Below are 20,395 nucleotides of genomic sequence, written 5' to 3' on the forward strand. Positions count from 1 at the left end.
GCCAAATCTGGGAATGGGGCCGAGCTCGGTCAGCCGGCGAGGCGCTGAGTGATCTGGCTCCAGCGGTCCAGCGTGGCGCGCGCGGCACCGGAGTCGATCGACTCGGCGGCCCGCCGCACGCCGTCGGCGAGTCGCTCGGTGAAGGTGCCCGGCGCTGCCGCATGCGCGGCGATCCCGGCACCGGCGTTGAGCAGCACGGCGTCGCGTACCGGACCAGACTCCCCGTCGATGACACGAGCGAAGACATCGGCGTTGAACTCCGGGTCGCCGCCGCGCAGGGCCTCGGAGGCTGCGAGCTCGAAGCCCAGCTCACGCGGATCGAAGGTCTCGGCGACGATCCGCCCGTCGTGACCGGGGAGCCACACCTGCGTGGTGGCGGACACCGTGATCTCGTCGAGCCCATCATCGCCGCGGAAGACGAAGGCATCGGCGCCACGACTCGCCATCACACCGGCCATCAGCGGAGCCATCCGGGCGTCCGCGCAGCCGATCGCCGCCGCGGAGGCGTGGGCGGGGTTGGTCAACGGCCCGAGGAAGTTGAAGATCGTGGGGATGCCCAGCTCCCGGCGCACCGGCCCGGCGAATCGCAGTGCGGGGTGGAACACCGGCGCGAAGCAGAAGGTGATGCCCGCCTCGGCATAGACATCGGCGATCCGCTCGGCCGGCAGATCGAGGCGCACCCCGAGGCGCTCGAACACGTCCGCCGTCCCCGACTGGCTCGACGCGGCGCGGTTGCCGTGCTTGACGACGCCCACACCCGCCCCGGCGATGGTGACCGCCGACATCGAGGAGATGTTGACCGTCTTGGCCATGTCGCCGCCGGTGCCGACGATGTCGACGACCCGATCGTCGATCCGCAGGGTGGTGGCCTCGGCGTACATCGCCGCCACGAGACCCTCGACCTCCGGCAGCGTCTCCTGCTTCTGGCGCAGCGCGACCGCGAAGCCGGCGATCTGCGCGGCGGACGCCTCACCGGAGAGGATCTGCCCCATCGCCCACCGCGCGGTATCGGCGTCCAGATCGGTGCCGGCGACGAGCGATGCCAGCACCCGCGGCCAGGTGTGGCTCATCGCGGAGCGGCGGCGAGGCCGCGCGCGACCTCGCAGAACACATCGGCCATGCGCAGTGGATCGATCGGCTGAGGCACGGCCGCCTCCGCTCGCGACCAGGTCGCCAGCCAGGCGTCCTGCTCGCGGGCGGTCAGGACGATCACCGGAGGGGCGTGGAAGATCTCGTCCTTGATCTGGCGGGCGATGCCCATGCCGCCCGCGGGGACCGACTCGCCGTCGAGGATGACGAGGTCGATGCCCCCTTCGTCGAGACGCTGGTGCACCACCGGCTCGGTGGCGACCTCGACGAATTCGACGCTCGGGAGATCGGGGTGCGGACGCTCCCCGATGGCGGTTTTGACCGCCATCCGAACGTCGCGATCATCGCTGTACAGAAGGACCCGCAGGGTGTCGTGACCGGTCACAATCGAATCGTACATAATGAGGGTGTGGCGACTACTTCTGCGATCCCCGCGTCCCGGCTTCACGGCGTCGAAGGACGGCCGTCGTATGTGACGGTCGGAACGATCGTCTGGCTCTCCAGCGAGCTGATGTTCTTCGCGGCGCTGTTCGCTGCGTACTTCACCGTGCGCAGCGCCGCCCCGGAGCTCTGGGCGCAGGAGACCGCACTCCTCAACCTGCAGTTCGCGACCGCCAACACCACGATCCTGGTGTTGTCGTCGTTCACGTGCCAGTTCGGCGTCTTCGCCGCGGTGCGTGGCCGCGCCGGCCGTGAGGGCTCACTGCTGCAGATCGGCAAGTGGGGCATGCGCGAGTGGTTCATCCTCAGCTACATCATGGGTGCCATCTTCATCGGCGGTCAGGCGTTCGAGTACGCCGAGCTCGTCGAGCACGGCGTGACCATCCAGAGCTCGGCCTACGGCAGCCTCTTCTACCTGGCGACCGGCTTCCACGGCATCCACGTCGTCGGCGGCCTGCTGGCCTTCCTCCTGGTGATCGGGCGCACCTATGTGGCCCGCAAGTTCACTCACGAACAAGCCGTCTCGGCGGTCGTCGTGTCGTACTACTGGCACTTCGTCGATGTCGTCTGGGTCGCGCTGTTCGCGGCCATCTACCTGATCCAGTGAGCAAGGCTCACCTAACCGTCACATCCCCGCGTTATCACCGATACGCTGACGAAAATCGTTGAGGAATGAGGTTCTCGGTGCGCACATTGTCGACCAGACGCCGCCACCCCCTGGCCGGCCTGTTAGTTCTCGCGGTGGGCCTGCTCATCACGGGTGGCCTGTACGCCGCGGTGGCCCCCAAGGCGGCGACGGCCGAGACGACGTCGATCGACGACATCGAGGCGGGGCGTCAGCTCTTCCTGGTCGGTTGCGCGAGCTGCCACGGCGTCAACGCGCAGGGCGTCGCGACGGAGGGCACCGGTGACAACCCGGGCAACTACGGCCCCTCGCTGATCGGCGTCGGCGCCGCCTCGGTCGACTTCCAGATGGGCACCGGCCGCATGCCGATGGCACAGACCGCGCCGCAGGCCCCCCGCAAGAAGGTCGAGTACTCCGAGGAGGAGATCTCGCAGGTCGCCGCGTACGTCGCCTCACTGGCCCCCGGGCCGCAGATTCCCGACGAGCGCTACTTGGACTACGAGAGCCTCTCCGATGAGGAGATCGCCCAGGGCGGCGAGTTCTTCCGCACCAACTGCACCGCCTGCCACAACTCCGTCGGCGCCGGTGGCGCGCTGCCCAACGGGCGCTACGCGCCCAGCCTGCACGGCGTCGAGGCCAAGCACATCTACGAGGCCATGCAGACCGGTCCCCAGCAGATGCCCGTCTTCTCCGATGACGTCATCACGCCTGAGGAGAAGCTCGCGGTCATCGGCTATGTCCGCGCCATGAGCACCGAGCCCGACTACGGCGGATTCAGCGGCGGCAACTTCGGTCCGGTCAGCGACGGCGTGTTCGTCTGGGTGCTCGGCATCGGCGGCCTGGTCGGATTCGCCACCTGGATCGGCTGGCACGGCACGAGAACGAAGAAGAAGAGGGCATGAACGAGCGAAGCGAGAGAACGATGAGGCATCTCATGCCGGCACCGGCATACTCTGTCCTCTTCTCGGCGGTGACGGCATGAGCAGCGATATCGAAGAGCGCACCCCCGCCGGCGACCCGATCGCCGATCCGGGCCTGCCGGCGCACCAGTACCGCCCCCAGGACGTCGATCCGGCGCAGGAGAAGCGCACGGAGCGTCAGATCGCCGGCATGTTCGGCATCGCCACGCTGCTGCTGATCGGCTTCTGCGTCGCGTACTTCACGATCGGCCAGGACCAGCTGATCGTCATCCCGGGCACCAACTGGTCGGCCCTCAACTTCACGCTCGGCATCACCCTCGCCGGTGCCCTGCTGCTCATCGGCATCGGCATCATCCAGTGGGCCAAGAAGCTCATGGGCGATCACGAGATGATCGAGATGCGTCACCCGGCGGCCTCCTCGGTCGAGGATCGCACCGCGACCATGACGGCGGTCAACGACGGCATCGAGGAGTCCGGCATCGGTCGCCGTCCGCTGATCCGCAACAGCCTGCTCGGCGCTCTCGGTGCCATGGGCCTCCCGGCGATCGTCATGCTGCGCGACATGGGTCCGCTGCCCGGCGACACGCTCGCGCACACCGTGTGGGAGCCCGGCATGCGGGTCGTCAACGACGTCTCGGGACAGCCCCTGCGGCCTTCCGATATCGAGGTCGGGCAGCTGGTCAACGGCCAGCCGGCGATCTTCTACGAGACCGACGACGACGGTCACGCGGTCATGCACGGTCACGATGTCCTCAATGCCAAGGCCAAGGCCGCCGTCATCCTGGTGCGGATGCGCCCGGAGGACATCACGCCGGCCGAGGGTCGCGAGAACTGGGGCATCGACGGCATCCTCTGCTATTCCAAGATCTGCACCCACGTCGGCTGCCCGATCAGCCTGTGGGAACAGCAGACCCACCACCTGCTGTGCCCCTGCCACCAGTCGACCTTCGACCTCGCCGACAACGGCAAGGTCGTGTTCGGCCCGGCATACCGGCCGCTCCCCCAGCTCCCGCTGGCGGTGGACGACGAAGGCTACCTGATCGCGGTGAGCGACTTCCCCGAGATCGTCGGTCCCTCGTACTCCTTCCTCGACCGGGATCAGAAGCGTCTTGATGAGGAGAACGCCTCATGAGCTCCACCTACACCCCCGTCGAGGACACCAAGACGGGCAAGAAGCTCGCCGGTCCGGTCGGCTGGCTCGACGAGCGCCTCGGCCTGGCCGCCCTCGGCAAGAAGAACCTGCGCAAGGTCTTCCCTGAGCACTGGTCGTTCATGCTCGGCGAGATCGCTCTCTGGTCCTTCGTCGTGCTGCTCATCACGGGTGTCTTCCTGACCCTCTGGTTCGACCCCAGCATGGCCGAGACCGTCTACACGGGCTCGTACCGTCCGCTCAACGGCGTCGAGATGTCGGTGGCCTATGCCTCGGCCTTGGACATCAGCTTCGATGTCCGCGGCGGCCTGCTGCTGCGCCAGATGCATCACTGGGCGGCGCACCTGTTCATCGCCGCGATGATGGTGCACATGCTGCGCGTGTTCTTCACCGGCGCGTACCGCAAGCCTCGTGAGATCAACTGGCTTATCGGCCTGGGCCTGCTGACCCTCGGCATCCTGGCCGGCTTCAGCGGCTACTCGCTGCCCGACGATCTGCTGTCGGGTACCGGCCTTCGCATCGCCGACGGCATGATCAAGTCGATCCCGCTGGTGGGCACGCACGTCTCCTTCTTCCTCTTCGGCGGCGAGTTCCCGGGCGATCAGATCATCCCCCGTCTCTATATGGCGCACATCCTGTTGATCCCGGCGTTGTTGTTGGGATTGATCGCGGCGCACATGCTGCTGCTCGTCTACCACAAGCACACGCAGTTCCCGGGTGCCGGACGCACCAACGAGAACGTGGTCGGCTACCCGATGCTCCCCGTGTACGCGGCCAAGGCCGGTGGCTTCTTCTTCATCGTCTTCGGTGTGATCGCGTTCCTGTCGGCGACCTTCACGGTCAACGGCATCTGGATCTACGGCCCGTACAACCCGGCCGAGGTCACCGCGGGCTCTCAGCCGGACTGGTACATGGGCTTCGCGGAGGGTGCGTTGCGTATCTTCCCGCCGCTGGAGTTCGACATCTTCGGCAGCACCTGGCCACTGAGCGTGCTGATCCCTGGCCTCGGCGCCCTGGGCATCCTGTTCACGCTGCTCGGTGCCTGGCCCTTCGTCGAGCGGTGGATCACCGGGGACGACCGTGAGCATCACCTGCTCGACCGTCCGCGCAACGCTCCGACGCGTACCGCGCTGGGCGTCGCCGGCATGACGGCCTTCGGTCTGCTCTGGATCGGTGGCGGCAACGATGTCATCGCGCTGCGTTTCGGCCTGGACCTGAACTCGATCACCTACTTCCTGCGGGTGATGTTCTTCCTCGGTCCGATCATCGCGTTCATCGTCACACGACGGATCTGCATCAGCCTGCAGCGCAAGGATCACGAAGTGCTGACCCACGGCTTCGAGACCGGCGTCATCGATCGCTCGCCCGACGGCGGGTACTCCGAGCGCCACGCTCCCCTGTCGGTGGACAAGCAGTATGCGCTCACCAGCGCGAAGCCCGCACCTGCGGCCCTCGAGGCCCCGGAGCTCGTCGATGCCAACGGTGTGGACGCGCCGAACGGTCGCAAGGCCAAGCTGCGCGCACGGCTGCGCCGCTGGTACTACGCCGGCGCGTTCGACAAGCCGACGGTCGAGGAGATGCAGCACGCCGAGGAGCATCTGCGCGATGCCGATCAGCATCCGGTCGACCTGGGCGAGGACTTCCAGGGCGTCTCGGAGACGGGCGTCCCGCGGGTCCACTGACCGGCAGTCGTACGACGAAGGAGGGCTGCTCCCCATGTGGGGAGCAGCCCTCCTTCGTTGTTCCCGCCCGGGTGGCGGTAGACCATCAACCCCATGACCCCACGATGACGTTGAGGACCTACCTCTAGGCAACGTCGCTCGCGGGCGAAAGGTTGATGACCTACCGCCGCAGGTGGCGATCAGCGCTGGGCCGCGGTGATGAAGTCCAGCTGGGCCTGGGAAGGACCGGACCACTCGTCCTCGATCGTCGGCTGGTTCTCCTCGTACATGCGGAACAGGGAGTTCTTCAGCCCCTCGTCGCCACCGTGGAACTGCTCCAGCAGAGCGCTCCACTCCCCCGCCAGGGCACGGCCCTCTTCGCTCCCCGGGTCGGTCCCCTGGGCGATCGCGGCATCCACCCGGGCCATCAGCTCGGGCCAGGCGTTCTCGACCTCCGCGATCCGCTGCTCGCCGATCTCGGCACGCCTCCGCTGCAGCTGGGCGATCTGGTCGGCGTCGAAGTACTGCTCGAATGTGTTGGACATGACAACCTCCTTGATGAGTGCCAGGAGATCGAGCTCGCCACCCGCGCGCTGCGCATGCACCACTCGGTCCCGCGCACGGGTCAACGCCACGATCTGCGCGTCGAGGGCAGCCCGTTGGTGCTCGAGCGTCTCAGCGACCGTCAGAGCCCCACTGACGACCTCCCCGATGCGATCGAGGGAGAGACCCATCTCTCGCAGCCCGACGACCACATAGAGCCGTTCGAGATCGGCCGCATCGTACAGCCGGTGTCCGCCGGCCGTGCGGGCGCTCGGCCGGACCAACCCGAGACGGTCATAGTGGTGCAGCGCGCGCACCGTCAGTCCCGAGCGCGTGGCCACCTCACCGACGCGCAGGTCCGTGTCGCTGCTCATTTGCTCGTCCTCCTGTACCGCGCCGGTCGGCGCGACCGCACCGACGCTAGAGCCTCACGTTACGTCGGGTTCAAGTCTCAATAGAATCGGTCAGCGAACTATCATCCGATCCATGCCGTCTGATGACAAGAACGTCCGTCTCTACGGTCCGTGGGCGGGCCGCAGGCCCCAGGACGCGGCGGCGCTCCTGGAGGACTACCCCGGGCCGTGGTGGATCGCCGGCGGCTGGGCGATCGAGGCGTTCACCGGTGTGCCCCGCCCCCACGGTGACCTCGATATCGGTATCCCGCGCACTGATGTCCCCCTGCTGCTGGCCCATCTACAGGGGCGACTGCACGTCTGGGCGGCCGCCGGCAGCCTCACGCCGCTCACCACGGCCGCCGCGACGGTCGCGAACGGCTGCGGGAATCTCTGGCTCCGGGCGAGCGGCGCGGATCCCTGGGAGTACGACGTCCTGCTGGAGCATGTCGAGGGCTCGACCTGGACCTACAAGCGCGATCCACGCATCAGGCGTCCACTCGACGAGGCACTCTGGCGACGAGACGGACTCGTCTATCTCCGTCCTGAGGTGCAGCTCCTCCTCAAGGCCGTACACACACGTGAGAAGGACAACCGCGACCTCGCCAGCTGTCTGCCCGTGATGGACCAGACGAGCAAACGATGGCTCGCGGAAACCCTGAGCCGGGCGCACCCCGAGCACCCCTGGCTGCGCCGGTTGCCAGCGCCACGGCGAGAAGATCTGCGCTGACTGCTACGCCCCGGCCAGTGCCGAACCGGACTGCCAGGTCTCCCAGTCGACATTCCAATCGGTCCAGCCGTTCTGTGGCTCGAGGGCGCGGGTGCTTCCCACGAAGTTGACCACGTCACCGCGCTTGGAGTTCTGGTAGAGCCAGCCGGCGTCCTCGGTTCCCATGCCCACACAGCCATGGCTGACGTTCGCGCGTCCGTGGGAGCCGGCGGACCACGGCGCGGCGTGGATGAACTCACCGGAATTGGTGAGCCGCATCGCCCACTTGACGCCCTTCATGTTGTAGTAGTTCGGATCAGACGAGTCCACCCCGGTGGTCGCGGCGTCCATGTCGATCGTGTCGAACTTCTCCATGACGATCTTGGTGCCCTCGCGGCTGGCCCACTGTGGCGCACCGCTGGAGACCGGGATGGTGCGTGCCGTCTGGCCGTCGATGTCGACCGTGAGCGTGTGGGCGTTGACATCGACCGTGGAGACGACGGACGAACCGACCTCGAAGTCCACCACCTGGTTCTGCTGGCCGTAGATGCCCTGCCCGGCCGGCAGGCTGTTCAGCTGCAGATCGACGTGGACCTTGGTGCCGGCCGGCCAGTACTCCTTGGGCCGCCAGTGCACCACCCGGTCGCTGATCCAGTTCCAGGCGCCCTCGACCTGCGGTTCGGAGGTGACCGCCATGTGCTGCTCGAACGTGGCCCGGTCCTCGACGGGGAGGTCGAAGTTGACGATGACGGGCATGCCGACGCCGACGGTCTCCCCCTGGAGTGGCGCCACGGAGGGATAGGTCTGCTCGTCGAGGGTCAGCGACTGGCTCGTGAACCCGGTCTCCAGCTCCGTCTGCTGCCCGTCGGTCCCTGAGGCCGTCGCTTGCAGCGTGTAGTCGACCGCGGGCTCGAGGCGCTCGGCCGCCGTCCAGCGCGCGCCGTCGACCGTCCCCTCGATCACGGCATCGTCCTCACCGCCACGTACGACGACCTCACCGAGCTCGCCGTCCTCGACGTCGACGGTCACGATCGTCTCGACCGGCACATCGGTCTGTCCATCGGTGACATTGGCGGTGAGCACCGGCTCGGGCCCGGCCGCGGCCGAGGGCTCGGTATCGGAGGCACCGGAGTCACTGCAGCCCACCAACACCATCGCCGCCACAGCGGCGACGACAACGCGCGAAAACGACGAGATCACCGTGACAGTCTAGTCACGGTGATCTCGTATCGTGGCACTCAGTGCGCGTGAACGCCTCGGTAGTACTCGAAGACCCAACCGATCACGACGATCGCGCCGAACGGCAGGGCCAGCAGGAAGAGCCACCAGCCCACGACGATGCCCAGCATCAACGTGCCGAACACCAGCGCGCACCACAGCGGCCACCAGCTGAAGGGCGGGAAGAAGCCCAGCTCACCGGCGCCGTCGATGATGTCGCCGTCCTTGCTGTCCTCCGGGCGGGGATTGACCTGCTGGGCGACGAAACCGAGGTACAGCGCCAGCATGAAGCACAGCAGGAGCGTCATGACGAGGGCGGTGGTGCCCGTCGGGTCGCCCGAGAGCACCCAGTAGACCGGCGCGACGAAGACGAAGAACACGCCGACGCCGAGCATCATCCAGAATTCGGCCTTCATCGATCACTCACCGTCCTTGCGATGCCCGAGGGCCTCTTCGCGATTGTCCACATTCGGCGCATCGGCGACCGCGGCCTTCTCATCGGGGTTCTGCTTCAGCTCCAGCGCAGCGAGCTCGGGGTGATGCAGATCGAAGGCCGGGCTCTCCGAGCGGATGCGCGGCAGCCGTACGAAGTTGTGCCGCGGCGGCGGGGACGAGGTCGCCCACTCCAGCGTTCGGCCCCAGCCCCACGGGTCGTCGAGTCCGACCAGCGGCGCCTTGCGTGACTTCCAGACGTTGTACAGGAACGGGATCGTCGAGGCGCCGAGCAGGAAGGCACCGATTGTGGAGATCTCGTTGAGCGTCGTGAAGCCGTCGTTCGGCCCGTAGTCGGCGTAACGACGCGGCATGCCCGCCACACCCAGCCAGTGCTGGACCAGGAAGGTCAGATGGAAGCCGATGAACAGCAGCCAGAAGTGGATCTTGCCCAGCTTCTCGTCGAGCATCCGGCCGGTCATCTTCGGCCACCAGTAGTAGAACCCGGCGAACATCGCGAACACCACGGTGCCGAACACCACGTAGTGGAAGTGCGCCACCACGAAGTAACTGTCCGAGAGATGGAAGTCCAGGGCCGGCGAGGCCAGGATGATGCCGGTCAGACCGCCGAAGAGGAAGGTCGTCAGGAAGCCGAGCGCGAACATCATCGGCGAGTCGAAGGTGACGGACCCGCCCCACATCGTGCCGATCCAGTTGAAGAATTTCACACCGGTCGGCACGCCGATCAACAACGTCATGAACGAGAAGAAGGCGAGGTTGACCGCGCCGGTCACGAACATGTGGTGCGCCCACACCGCGGCCGAGAGCGCGGCGATCGCGAGGGTCGCGAAGACCAGGCCGACGTAGCCGAACACGGGTTTGCGGCTGAACACCGAGAGGACTTCGGTGATGATGCCGAAGAAGGGCAAGGCGATGATATACACCTCTGGGTGCCCGAAGAACCAGAATAAGTGTTGATACAATATTGGCCCGCCGGTCGCCGCGTCGAAGACGTGGGCCCCGAGCATTCGATCGGCCGCGACCGCCAGCAGCGCGGCGCCGAAGACCGGGAAGACGATGATGACCAGCAGGCTGGTGACCAGCGAGTTCCAGACCATGATCGGCATGCGGAACATCGTCATGCCGGGCGCGCGCATCGTGAAGATCGTGGTGATGAAGTTGACGCCACCGAGGATCGTGCCGAGGCCGGACATGTACAGGCCCATGACCCACAGGTCACCGCCCATGCCGGGCGAGTGGATCGAATCGCTCAGCGGCATGTAGGCGAACCAGCCGAAGCTCGCCGCGCCGCCGGGCACGATGAAGCCCGAGACGGCGATGAGGCTGCCGAACAGGTACATCCAGTAGCTGAACATGTTCAGGCGCGGGAACGCGACATCCGGGGCACCGATCATGATCGGCACCACGAGATTGGAGAACCCGAAGAACAGCGGGGTCGCGAACATCAGCAGCATCACGGTGCCGTGCATCGTGAAGAGCTGGTTGAAGGTCTCGTCGCCGACGACCTGGGTGCCCGGACGCGCGAGCTCGGCGCGCATGATGAGCGCCATCACGCCGCCGATCAGGAAGAACGCGAACGACGTGAAGAGATACATCTTGCCGATCAGCTTGTGATCGGTCGTGGTCAAGACCGTGGCGATCTTCTGACCCATGCTCCGCTCACGCTGGATGCGTGCCGACGTGGCGTGGGCTCCGCCCTCGTCGAACGCTGCGGTGGTGGCCATCAGCCCTCTCCTCCGTGGTCACCGAGGCCGGTGACGGTCGTAGCATCGGAGGCTCCCTGCGGGCGGCCGATCTGGCCCTCCTGCTGAAGCTCCTCGAGGTGAGCGTCGTACTCGGCGCGCGAGACGACGTGGACGTTGAACAGCATCCGCGTGTGGTAGACGCCGCACAGCTCGGCACAGCGGCCGGTGAACGTCCCCTCACGCGTCGGCGTCATCTGGAAGCGGTTGTCCTGAGGTCCCTCGCCGGGGATGACGTCCATCTTGAAGTAGAACTCGGGGATCCAGAACGAGTGGATGACATCGGGCGAGAAGAGCTGGAACTCGACCGTCTCGTCGACGGGCAGGTAGAGATCCGGCAGGTTCTCGGTGTCGCCCTGGTCGTAGACCGGCTCACCGCCCGTGGCCTCGGAGTCCAGGTAGTTGAACGTCCACTGCCACTTGCTGCCGACGACCTCGATGGTGTGATCGGGCGTCTCGGAGTCGTCGAGCATCGAGTTCTGCGCCTGCACCGTATGGAAGAAGAACGCTGCCACGACGACTAGCGGCGCGATCGTGTAGAGCGCCTCGATCGGCAGGTTGTAGCGGATCTGGGAGGGGGCCGCGGTCTGGCCCGCGCGCCGGCGGTAGCGGATCGGCGCGTACAGGATGAGCGCGAAGACCAGCACGAACACGACGAGGACCGCGATCCACGTGCCGAGCCACAGATGCCACATCGGCTCGGAGCGATCCGAGCCCGCGATGGGCAGCGCGAGGCGCTTGAGCTCCGACTCGTCAACAGGGGAACAGCCGCTGAGTAGCAGCGCGGCTGCGGCGATGACCGCCGCCAACTTCTTCCGACCCACGGGGCGCCTTTCTGAAACCTGGACCATCACCTGGATGTCACCCTGACCCTAACGCAGGCCACTGCCCGGGCGACGGTCAGGTCAGCCTGTGTTGATCGTTCCGATGTCATGCTACGCCGCCGAGGGACAACGCCTTGTGAATTTCGGTACGAGCCTCGCTGCCGTACTGCCGTTCCAGCCGGCTCAGGAAGGTGTCGGCGTCCACGGTGTACTCCTGGGTGCCGATGGTCTCGACGACGCAGGCGGCGATGGTGCAGCCCACCTGGACGCTGCGCTCGGCGCCGAGACCCGCCGCGACACCGGCGAGATAGCCGGCCCGGAAGCTGTCGCCCACACCGGTCGGGTCGACGGCGGTGATGCCGTCGATCGCGGCGACCTCGATCAGCTCGCCATCGGCCGTGTGCACGACCGCTCCGTCCTTGCCGTGGGTCACGACCCGGGTGCCCACGTGGCGGCGCAGGTCGTCATCGTTCCAGCCGGTCTTCTTCTCGATCAGCGCGGCCTCGTACTCATTGCAGAACAGGTACGCGGCACCGTCGATGAGGTCGGCGATGAGTTCGCCATCGGCCCACGCCAGCTGCTGGGAGGGATCGGCGGCGAAGGGGATGCCGAGCTCACGGGCCGTGTGAGTGTGCCTCAGCATGCCGGTGGGATCGTCGGGACCGATGAGCAGCAGATCGATCGGGCGCTCGGAGTGGAGCGTCGCGACGTCGATCTCGCGGGCCTCGGCCATCGCGCCGGGGTAGAAGGTCACGATCTGCGCGTGCGCGTCATCTGTGGTGATGGTGCACAGGGCCGTGTGCCGCGTGTCGGAGACCCGCAGCCGCGAGCAGTCGACGCCCGCGGAATCGAGCCACTTCTCGTATCCCTGGGACACGAAGTCCTGTCCCACGGCGGCGACGAGTAGCGGCCGGTGTCCCAGCTGAGCGAGCCCGAAGCTGATATTGGCGGCGCAGCCTCCCCGGCGGACGTCGAGGTCCTCGACCAGGAACGACACGGAGATCTTGTCGAGCTGGTCAGGGACGAGGGAGTCCGAGAAGCGGCCTGAGAACGTCTGGAGGTGGTCGGTGGCGACCGACCCGGCAATCGCAAGATGCACCGAACCAGCATACGTTCGATGCCCTTGGTCGCCACCGCCCCGGCCCCCTCACCCCACCACGCGGCCGTGCTAGGCCCCGTGACGGTGGGGACCAAGAGCGGTGATTTACGCACCTCTCGCACGCGGGAGCGGTGAGCTACGCACCTCTCGAGCGTCGTGAGAGGTGCGTAGCTCACCGCCTTCGAGGACGGGAGCGGCGGAGGACACCGGCCCCACTCGACGCGAACGGCGCCCCTCGCGGTAGTCGCGAGGGGCGCCGTTCGTCAGGAAGGACTCAGTAAAAGGAGTCGCCGCAGGCGCACGAACCCGTGGCCATGGGGTTGTCGATCGTGAAGCCCTGCTTCTCCATCGAGTGCTGTGACGAAGTCGATCAGTGGAAGGAGTCGCCGCAGGCGCACGAACCCGTGGCCATGGGGTTGTCGATCGTGAAGCCCTGCTTCTCGATGGTGTCGACGAAGTCGATGGTGGCACCGTGCAGGTACGGCAGGCTCATCCGGTCGACGACGACGTGGACGCCGTCGAACTCGCGGATCTCATCGCCGTCGAGCGAGCGCTCGTCGAAGAACAGCTGGTAGCGCAGGCCGGAGCAGCCGCCGGGCTGCACGGCGATACGCAGCGACAGATCGTCGCGGCCCTCCTGATCGAGCAGGCTCTTGACCTTCGACGCCGCGCCGGAGGTCAAGGTGATCCCGTCGGCCGAGGTCTCGGTGGCCGGGGTCTGGTCGGTCGTGGTCATCTCTGCTCCTGCCGTGGACTGCTGGTGTCGAGGTCAACGCGCTCGCTCACGATTCCATTCCTCATCGTACGCGCCGGAGACGACGAAATCGATGCGCGGTCATTCCCAGCGGGCCGACCAGGTCCGGGCGACGCGCGCGGCCAGCGCCGACAGCTGCTCGGCAGGTGCCCTGAGGGCGGCCTCCTCGCCGACATAGTCGACCATCCCGTAGGCCGACTCGATCCCCAAGGCCCGCATCTCGCGTGATCCGACATCGACGCGCCCTGCGAGCACCAGACACGGCAGAGCCGAGCGCTGCGCGATCTGCGCGACACCGTGGACCACCTTCCCGGCACGGGAGGAGTAGTCGAAGGCTCCCTCTCCGGTGACCACGAGATCGTGGGTCGCCGCCGCGTCGGGGAGCCCCACGGCCTCGGCGACGAGCTCGATCCCCGACCGGACGGAGGCCCCGAGCACCAGCAGCGCGAAGCCGAGACCTCCGGCGGCTCCCGCGCCCGGCTCGTCGGCGACCCGGCGCTCGGCAGGGGTGGCGCCGCACACGGCGTCGACATATCTGTCCAGGATCCGGTCGACCGCGAGGATGTCCTCGTCGCTCAGACCCTTCTGCGGTCCGAACACCTTGGTCGCGCCGAACATGCCGAGCAGCGGCGTCTGCACGTCCGCCGCGGCCACGAACTCGACTCCGCTCACCCGCTCCCTCACCGCATCGAGGGCGACCGAGGTCACGCCCTCCAGGCCTCGGGGCCCGGCCTCCAGCGCCGCATCCGCAGTGGCGCCCAGCGCGGCGAGAAGACCCGCTCCCCCGTCGGCGGTGGCGCTGCCGCCGAGACCGACCACGATGCGCCGGGCCCCGGCGTCGATGGCCGCGCCGATCGCCTGGCCCACCCCGAAGGTGCTCGCCGTCCACGGCGAACGAGCGTCTTCCGCGAGCAGGTGCAGCCCACAGGCCTGTGCCGACTCCACATAGGCGGTGGTGCCGTCGAGCAGGAGCGTGGCAGGCACCGGATCACCGAGCGGGCCACGGACGGTCACCGCCTGCAGCCGTCCGACCCCCGATGCGGACAGCACGTCGATGAATCCCGGTCCGCCGTCGGCCATCGCCGCGACGGTCACCGTGTCGCCGGGTGCGGTGCGTCGCCATCCTTCGGCGATCGCGCGGCCGGCCTCGGCCGCGCTCAGCGTGCCGGCGAACTTGTCGGTCGCTACGAGGACGCGCATGGTGGCGTCAGCCGACGGCCTTCTCCGCCGCCGCGAGCAGCACGCAGGTGCACAATCCCTCCATCGCGGCCCGCAGCTCCTCCAAGGGCGGGAACGACGGCGCGATCCGGATCTGCCGATCGCGCGGATCCTTGCCGTAGGGGAAGGCCGCTCCCGCGGGAGTCAGGGCGATGCCCGCCTCCTTGGCCAACTGCACGACACGGGTCGCGGTGCCGTCCGGCACCTCCAGGCTGACGAAGTAGCCGCCCTTCGGCTGGGTCCACTCGGCGATGCCGAGACCGCCGAGCCGGTCGCTCAGGATCTCCTGGACGGCCGCGAACTTCGGGGCGAGGATCGCGCGGTGCCGGTCCATGTGCGCCAAGACCCCGTCCGCGTCGCCCAGGAACTCCGCGTGGCGCAGCTGGTTGACCTTGTCGGGGCCGATCGCGCGCACGGCGGCATGCTTCAGATACCAGGCGACATTCTCCGGCGAGCCGCCGAAGAAGCTGACGCCCGCGCCCGCGAAGGTGATCTTGGACGTGCTGGCGAACACCAGCGGGCGGTTGGGGTGGCCGCTGGCGGAGGCGAGGCCGAGGATATCGGCGGACTTGACCCGCTCCTCGGTGAGGTGGTGGACGGCGTAGGCGTTGTCCCAGAAGACCCGGAAGTCCGGTGCGGCGGTCTCCATCGCCGCGAGCTCGGCCGCGACCGCCTCGCTCACGACCGCCCCAATCGGGTTGGCATAGGTGGGCACGAGCCACATGCCCTTGACGAGGGGGTCCTTGACGAGCTCGCGCACGGCGTCCAGGTCGGGACCGTCCTCGAGCATGTCCACGGCGATCATCTCGATCCCGTAGTGCTCGCAGATCGTGAAGTGCCGGTCGTAACCGGGCGAGGGGCAGATGAAGCGCACCTTCTCCTCGGCCGACCAGGGGCGTGGCGAGTCGGGAGTGCCGTGCAGGAGCGACCACACGATCGTGTCGTGCATCATCGACAGGCTGGCGTTGTCGCCGGCCAGCAGCTGGTCGGCGGGCACGCCCACCAGATCGGCGAAGATCTCACGGATGGCCGGCAGCCCGGTGCCCCCGCCGTAGTTTCGGGTGTCGACTCCCCCGGCCCGATAGTCGTCGCGGCCGGGAAGGGCGAGCAGCTCGTTGGAGAGGTCGAGTTGCTCGGCCGACGGCTTGCCGCGGGTGATGTCGAGTGCGAGACCGGCCTTCTGGAGCGTCTCGTACGCGTGTCGTTGCTGGTCGTGGAATTGCTGGAGGTCGTCGCGGGACATGCTCTCGATCGTCACATAGACAATCTATCGTGGCCGCGACCCGCTTCCCGCGTGACCGGGGTCTCAGCCCAGGCCGGGCGCTCCCCAGATCGCCAGCCAGCGGGTCAGGTCCGATTCGATCGGCACGTCCCCCTCGACGATCCCGCGCATCTGCAGCTCCAGCGCATTGTCGCGGCGCTGGCCGCCCGCCGGCACGAAGGGATAGAACGTGCCGCGTTTGAACAGGTAGACCAGTCCCACCGGACGGCCGTCGTGCTCGAAGACGAAGGTCGAGCACAGCAGAGCGGTGTCGAAGCCGTGATCGGCGAGCGAGGAGTTGACGGCGTGCAGGTCCGCGGCGATGGCCGAGGCATCGCCGTCGGCGCGCTCGATGCTGATCCAGGTGAAGCCGTAGTCGTCCTGGGTCTTGTCCAGGGTGACATCGCCGTCGATGGCCACGACCTGCTTGACCTCGGCGATGACGGCATCGTCCGCGGCACCCTCGGTGTCGCGATAGCAGACCGCTCCCCCGCCGGTGAAGCTGAAACCCTGCACCTCCAGCGAGAGCGCCGCCTGCGGCACGGAGAAGAGCACCTCCAGATCGGCCTTTGGCGGTGTCGTGCGGCCGAAGAGCGCGTCGAGAAAGCCCATCTCAGCCTCGTTCGGAGAGGTCGGCGCTGATCTGGGCGAGCTGCGCGAGCCGCCGGTCCAGCGGCGGGTGAGTCGACATGACCGCCTCGATCGACTGCCGGTTGAGCGCCGGCGCGATGAAGAAGGCGTTCATGCTCTCGACCTCGCGCAGGTCCTTGGTGGGGATGCGGGCCATGTCGCCGGAGATCTTGGTGAGCGCCGAGGCCAGCTTCGACGGGCGGCCGGTGAGATAGGCGCCCGACCGGTCCGCGCTCAGCTCCCGGTACCGCGACAGGGCACGCGTGAGCAGGAAGCTGACGAAGTAGACGATCATGCTGACCAGGAAGACCACCAGGAACGCCGGTCCGCTGTTGCGATTGCGTCCTCCGCCGCCGAAGAACATGCCCCAGCGGGTCATGAAGCCGGCCAGCAGGCCGAGGGACGAGGCGACGGTCATGACCGAGACATCGCGATTGGCCACGTGCGCCAGCTCGTGCGCCAGGACGCCTTCGAGCTCGTCGGCGTCCAGGCGGTTGAGGATGCCCGTGGTCACGCACACGGCCGAGTGGTTGGGCGTGCGCCCCGTGGCGAAGGCATTCGGCACGTCGGTCTGCGCGATGGCGACCCGCGGCTTGGGCATGTCGGCGAGGGCGACGAGCCGGTCGATCATGGCGTGCAGCTCCGGTGCCTGCTGCGGGGAGACGACCTTGGCCCCCATGGACTTCAGCGCCAGCGAGTCCGAGAAGAACCACTGGCCCCACGCCATCCCCAGGACGATGACGAGGCCGAGGATCGCTGAACCGGAGAAGTAGATGAGGACGACGCCGAAGGCGACGTAGAGCGCGCCGAGGCCGAGGCCCACGCTGCCCATCCGCCAGGACAGTCCCCGATCACGACGAAATCTGGTTCGGGCCATCGTCTCCCTTGCTTTCCTCGATCTGGGTCTCGGCGAGCGCGGCGTCGATCTGCCGGCGCAACGCCTCGTCGGGGTCCTCGCCGGCTCGGGCGATCACGCCTTCGCTGGCGAGCTCGTCGACGGCATCGGCAGTGGCTTCCAGCTCACGGGTGTGACGTTCGGCCTCGTCCATCGCCTGGCCGATCTGGCTGGTGGCCGAGGCGATGCCGGTGGTGGCGTCGTTGATCTCGGACCGGGCGCTGGCCGCGGAGTACCGCGCGGTGAGCGTGTCCTTGCGCATCCGGAAGTCCTCGATCTGGCGCTCGACCTTCTCGGCGGCGCGTTCGAGCGACTCCTCCTCGCCGGCGAGGGAGCGGTGGCGCTCGGTCAGCTCCTCAAGGGCCTTCTCGAGCATGACCTTGCGTCCGAGCGCGTCGCGGGCGGCGTCATCGTCGCCGCGGTTCACCGCCTCGCGGGCCTGCGCGTCGAAGGACTCGACCTGCTCGCGCTGCCGCGCCATCTGCACCTCGACGCGACGGCGGCTGGTACGGACATCGGCGACGCCTCGGCGCACGGTGGTGAGCATCGCGAGCTGGTCGCGATAGGTCTCATCGAGCTTGCCGCGCAGCCGCTCCGGATCCTCGACGTCTCGCGTGGCCGCACGCGACCGCCACCAGCGGCCGATCCGTGCGGTGATGCCGTCCCCTGCCATGGGCCAAGCCTAGGGCGTGCGGCCCAAGACCGGGTGTCACCGCTCACCGGCGCTGTCGGGCGTCTTGCCGCGGCCCGGTAAGGTTTCGCGCGTGACCGACGACGCACCGCAGCCAGGCAAGGGCCGGCCGACCCGTTCCCGCAAAGAGGCCGAGGCTGCCCGCAAGCAGGTCATGAAGCGTCCCCTGACCCGCCGCGAGCAGATGCGCCGGGAGCGCGAGCGCCGCTCGAAGACGCGCGAGAAGCAGATCGCGGCCCTCGACGGCCGCGGCGACGAGGCCTACCTGCCGGCGCGTGACCGCGGGCCGGTGCGCGCGCTCGTGCGCGACTACGTCGACCGTCGCCGCTCGGTGGCCGAATACATGCTGCCGATCCTCGTGGTGATCCTGGTGCTGAGCTTCATCCAGAACCCCACGGCGGTCACCGTCGTCTTCTTCCTGTGGACGATCACGATCCTGTCGACGGTGCTCGACGAGATCTGGCTCGTCATGGGGCTCAAGCGCGAGCTGAAGAAGCGCTTCGAGCCGGGTCAGGCGAAGGGCGCCACGACCTATGCGGTCCTGCGCAGCACGCAGTTGCGTCGTACGCGGCGTCCGCGTCCGGTCATCGAGCGCGGTCAGCCGCTCGCCGACCGCTACTGACCCCGGCCTCCCCGGGGCCCACCTCGGGCAGTGAGTCGTCAACCACCGCAAGGAGCGGTGGGCGATCAACCGCCGACCGGCCTCCCGGCCGCGATGGCGACGCACCCGGTGGTTGACCCTCACCGCCCCCGCGACCGCCTCCCCACGGCGCGGCTCAGTCCGCGTGCAGGCTCATCGGGCCGTAGACCTCGGTGTCGCCCTCGAACAGGCGCACCTGATCGATACCGCGACCGAGCAGTTCCTCGAACTCCATGCCGATGAACGTCTCGGCATCACTGCGCGACGGGAAGTCGTGCGAGGTGCCGAGCTCTCCGCCGTCGGCGTTCTCGTAGGTCCAGCGCCAGTTCATCGTCAGCTCTCCTTCACCTGGGTGGTCACGAACGGTGGCGTCACCACCGTGAACGATTGCGCGCGGCCCCGCACGTCGACGGACACCGTGTCCCCCACAGCGATCGAGCGGTCGAGCAGCGCCAAGGCGATCCCTTCGCGCAGCGTGGGGCTGAAGGTCCCCGAGGTCACCTCGCCCACCGACTCCCCCGTCGTCGAGGACACGCGCATGCCCGGACGGGGAATGGCGCGCCCTTCGGCCTTGAGACCGCGGATGAGGCTCACGGTCTTCTCCGCGCGCTGCCGCTCCAGTGCCTCCTTGCCCCAGAACTCGGGCTTGTCCCAGCCGACGGCCCATCCGGCGCGCGCCATGACCGGGGTGATCTCCGGGGAGAGCTCGTGGCCGTGCAGCGGGTAGCCCATCTCGGTGCGCAGCGTGTCTCGGGCGCCGAGACCGCACGGCCGGATCCCCTGCGGCTCGCCTGCGGCGAGCACCGCGTCCCACACATCGGCGGCGTCCTCAGAATCCACGACGAGCTCGTACCCGCGCTCGCCGGTGTAACCGGTGCGGCACACCGTCAGCTCCCGGCCGGCGATCGTGCCGGTGACGAAGGACATGTACGGGTGATCGGCCGGAACATCGAGGGCCTGGAGCACGTCGGCGCTGGCGGGGCCCTGCAGGGCGAGCACGGCGTAGCGGCGGTGCAGGTCGGCCACCTCGATGCCCTCGGGGGCCTCGTCCCGCAGACGCTGGACCACCTCGGCCGTGTTGGCCGCGTTGGGCATGAGGAAGACCTCGAAGTCGCTGCGCAGATAGGCGATGAGGTCGTCGACGGTGCCGCCGTCGTCGGCGCAGCACAGCGTGTATTGCGCCTGCCCCACGCCGATCTTGGCGAGGTCATTGGTGAAGCAGCGGTTGACGTAGTCGGCGGCTCCGGCTCCCCGGACAACCGCCTTGCCCAGGTGGCTGACATCGAACAGTCCGACGCTCTCGCGTACGGCGGCATGCTCGGCCAGTACTCCACCGCCGGAGTACTCCACCGGCATGTCCCATCCGCCGAACTCGGCGAACTTGGCGCCGAGGGCGACGTGGCGATCGTGCAGCGGCGAGTGCAGCAGGTCCATGCGATC

General features: G+C 67.9%; 22 protein-coding genes. 6 read left to right on the forward strand and 16 right to left on the reverse strand.

The genetic code is table 11. The annotated features are described in order from the left end of the window. Positions 1–29: 29 nt before the first annotated feature. Together trpD and JL108_RS12900 are read right to left on the reverse strand one after the other, a co-directional pair. Positions 30–1,070, reverse strand: a complete 1,041-nt coding sequence (trpD, locus tag JL108_RS12895; protein WP_205198645.1) for an anthranilate phosphoribosyltransferase — start codon at positions 1,068–1,070, stop codon at positions 30–32. Then, complete coding sequence (locus JL108_RS12900; RefSeq protein WP_374190851.1) at positions 1,067–1,474, reverse strand: hypothetical protein; 408 nt, start codon at positions 1,472–1,474, stop codon at positions 1,067–1,069. The genes trpD and JL108_RS12900 overlap by 4 nt, the downstream gene beginning before the upstream one ends. A gap of 87 nt (positions 1,475–1,561) precedes the next feature. On the opposite strand from JL108_RS12900, the gene JL108_RS12905 reads away from it, so the two are divergent. The 4 genes from JL108_RS12905 (at position 1,562) to JL108_RS12920 (ending at position 5,907) form a co-directional block, all read left to right on the forward strand. After that, positions 1,562–2,137 carry a heme-copper oxidase subunit III gene (locus JL108_RS12905; protein WP_281281104.1) on the forward strand — a complete coding sequence of 192 codons (576 nt, stop codon included), beginning with the start codon at positions 1,562–1,564 and terminating at the stop codon, positions 2,135–2,137. 77 nt (positions 2,138–2,214) lie between these two features. Continuing rightward, positions 2,215–3,057, forward strand: a complete 843-nt coding sequence (locus tag JL108_RS12910) for a c-type cytochrome (RefSeq protein ID WP_246065143.1) — start codon at positions 2,215–2,217, stop codon at positions 3,055–3,057. A gap of 76 nt (positions 3,058–3,133) precedes the next feature. Next, positions 3,134–4,207, forward strand: a complete 1,074-nt coding sequence (locus tag JL108_RS12915; protein WP_143913106.1) for a ubiquinol-cytochrome c reductase iron-sulfur subunit — start codon at positions 3,134–3,136, stop codon at positions 4,205–4,207. After that, positions 4,204–5,907: a cytochrome bc complex cytochrome b subunit gene (locus JL108_RS12920; protein WP_143913105.1), complete on the forward strand. Its 1,704-nt coding sequence runs from the start codon at positions 4,204–4,206 to the stop codon at positions 5,905–5,907. Before JL108_RS12915 ends, JL108_RS12920 begins: the two co-directional genes overlap by 4 nt. 179 nt (positions 5,908–6,086) lie before the next feature. Here JL108_RS12920 and JL108_RS12925 read toward each other — a convergent pair whose 3' ends face one another. Further along, positions 6,087–6,803 (reverse strand): MerR family transcriptional regulator, encoded by a 717-nt coding sequence (locus JL108_RS12925; protein WP_205198646.1) that lies wholly within the window; start codon positions 6,801–6,803, stop codon positions 6,087–6,089. A gap of 112 nt (positions 6,804–6,915) precedes the next feature. Here JL108_RS12925 and JL108_RS12930 point away from each other — a divergent pair, with 112 nt between their 5' ends. Then, a complete protein-coding gene (locus JL108_RS12930; RefSeq protein ID WP_205198647.1) occupies positions 6,916–7,551 on the forward strand; it encodes a nucleotidyltransferase domain-containing protein in 636 nt (211 codons plus the stop codon). 3 nt (positions 7,552–7,554) lie between these two features. On the opposite strand, the gene JL108_RS12935 is transcribed toward JL108_RS12930, so the two are convergent. The 11 genes from JL108_RS12935 to JL108_RS12990 form a co-directional block, all read right to left on the reverse strand. Next, the gene (locus JL108_RS12935) at positions 7,555–8,730 is read right to left on the reverse strand and encodes an Ig-like domain-containing protein (protein WP_307837267.1); all 1,176 of its coding nucleotides are present in this window, start codon (positions 8,728–8,730) and stop codon (positions 7,555–7,557) included. Positions 8,731–8,768: 38 nt separating this feature from the next. Beyond that, positions 8,769–9,164: a cytochrome c oxidase subunit 4 gene (locus JL108_RS12940; RefSeq protein WP_205198648.1), complete on the reverse strand. Its 396-nt coding sequence runs from the start codon at positions 9,162–9,164 to the stop codon at positions 8,769–8,771. Between the two features lie 3 nt (positions 9,165–9,167). Continuing rightward, on the reverse strand, positions 9,168–10,853 hold the full coding sequence (gene ctaD, locus JL108_RS12945) for a cytochrome c oxidase subunit I (protein ID WP_240191052.1): 1,686 nt from the start codon (positions 10,851–10,853) through the stop codon (positions 9,168–9,170). A gap of 71 nt (positions 10,854–10,924) precedes the next feature. Further along, on the reverse strand, positions 10,925–11,767 hold the full coding sequence (coxB, locus tag JL108_RS12950) for a cytochrome c oxidase subunit II (RefSeq protein WP_246065212.1): 843 nt from the start codon (positions 11,765–11,767) through the stop codon (positions 10,925–10,927). Positions 11,768–11,873: 106 nt separating this feature from the next. Further along, positions 11,874–12,866 (reverse strand): carbohydrate kinase family protein, encoded by a 993-nt coding sequence (locus JL108_RS12955; protein WP_205198650.1) that lies wholly within the window; start codon positions 12,864–12,866, stop codon positions 11,874–11,876. A 370-nt stretch (positions 12,867–13,236) separates the two neighbouring features. Then, a complete protein-coding gene (locus JL108_RS12965) occupies positions 13,237–13,602 on the reverse strand; it encodes an iron-sulfur cluster assembly accessory protein (protein WP_087623992.1) in 366 nt (121 codons plus the stop codon). Positions 13,603–13,701: 99 nt separating this feature from the next. After that, complete coding sequence (locus JL108_RS12970) at positions 13,702–14,820, reverse strand: glycerate kinase (protein ID WP_205198651.1); 1,119 nt, start codon at positions 14,818–14,820, stop codon at positions 13,702–13,704. A gap of 7 nt (positions 14,821–14,827) precedes the next feature. Beyond that, positions 14,828–16,081: an aminotransferase class I/II-fold pyridoxal phosphate-dependent enzyme gene (locus JL108_RS12975; protein ID WP_205198680.1), complete on the reverse strand. Its 1,254-nt coding sequence runs from the start codon at positions 16,079–16,081 to the stop codon at positions 14,828–14,830. 63 nt (positions 16,082–16,144) lie between these two features. Beyond that, positions 16,145–16,711 carry a hypothetical protein gene (locus tag JL108_RS12980; protein ID WP_205198652.1) on the reverse strand — a complete coding sequence of 189 codons (567 nt, stop codon included), beginning with the start codon at positions 16,709–16,711 and terminating at the stop codon, positions 16,145–16,147. Between the two features lies 1 nt (position 16,712). Further along, a complete protein-coding gene (gene htpX, locus JL108_RS12985) occupies positions 16,713–17,561 on the reverse strand; it encodes a zinc metalloprotease HtpX (protein WP_240191026.1) in 849 nt (282 codons plus the stop codon). A 19-nt stretch (positions 17,562–17,580) separates the two neighbouring features. Continuing rightward, on the reverse strand, positions 17,581–18,297 hold the full coding sequence (locus tag JL108_RS12990) for a PspA/IM30 family protein (protein ID WP_205198653.1): 717 nt from the start codon (positions 18,295–18,297) through the stop codon (positions 17,581–17,583). Positions 18,298–18,388: 91 nt separating this feature from the next. On the opposite strand from JL108_RS12990, the gene JL108_RS12995 reads away from it, so the two are divergent. Continuing rightward, positions 18,389–18,937, forward strand: a complete 549-nt coding sequence (locus JL108_RS12995) for a DUF3043 domain-containing protein (RefSeq protein WP_185973209.1) — start codon at positions 18,389–18,391, stop codon at positions 18,935–18,937. 154 nt (positions 18,938–19,091) lie between these two features. Here the strand turns inward: JL108_RS12995 and JL108_RS13000 are convergent, their stop codons facing one another. Both JL108_RS13000 and gcvT read right to left on the reverse strand, forming a co-directional pair. Then, the gene (locus JL108_RS13000; RefSeq protein ID WP_143914688.1) at positions 19,092–19,286 is read right to left on the reverse strand and encodes a hypothetical protein; all 195 of its coding nucleotides are present in this window, start codon (positions 19,284–19,286) and stop codon (positions 19,092–19,094) included. A gap of 2 nt (positions 19,287–19,288) precedes the next feature. Continuing rightward, positions 19,289–20,389 (reverse strand): glycine cleavage system aminomethyltransferase GcvT, encoded by a 1,101-nt coding sequence (gene gcvT / locus JL108_RS13005; protein WP_205198654.1) that lies wholly within the window; start codon positions 20,387–20,389, stop codon positions 19,289–19,291. Between the last annotated feature and the right edge of the window lie 6 nt (positions 20,390–20,395).

The organism is Aeromicrobium sp. YIM 150415, assembly GCF_016918125.1.
GTDB classification, from domain to species: Bacteria; Actinomycetota; Actinomycetes; order Propionibacteriales; family Nocardioidaceae; genus Aeromicrobium; species Aeromicrobium piscarium.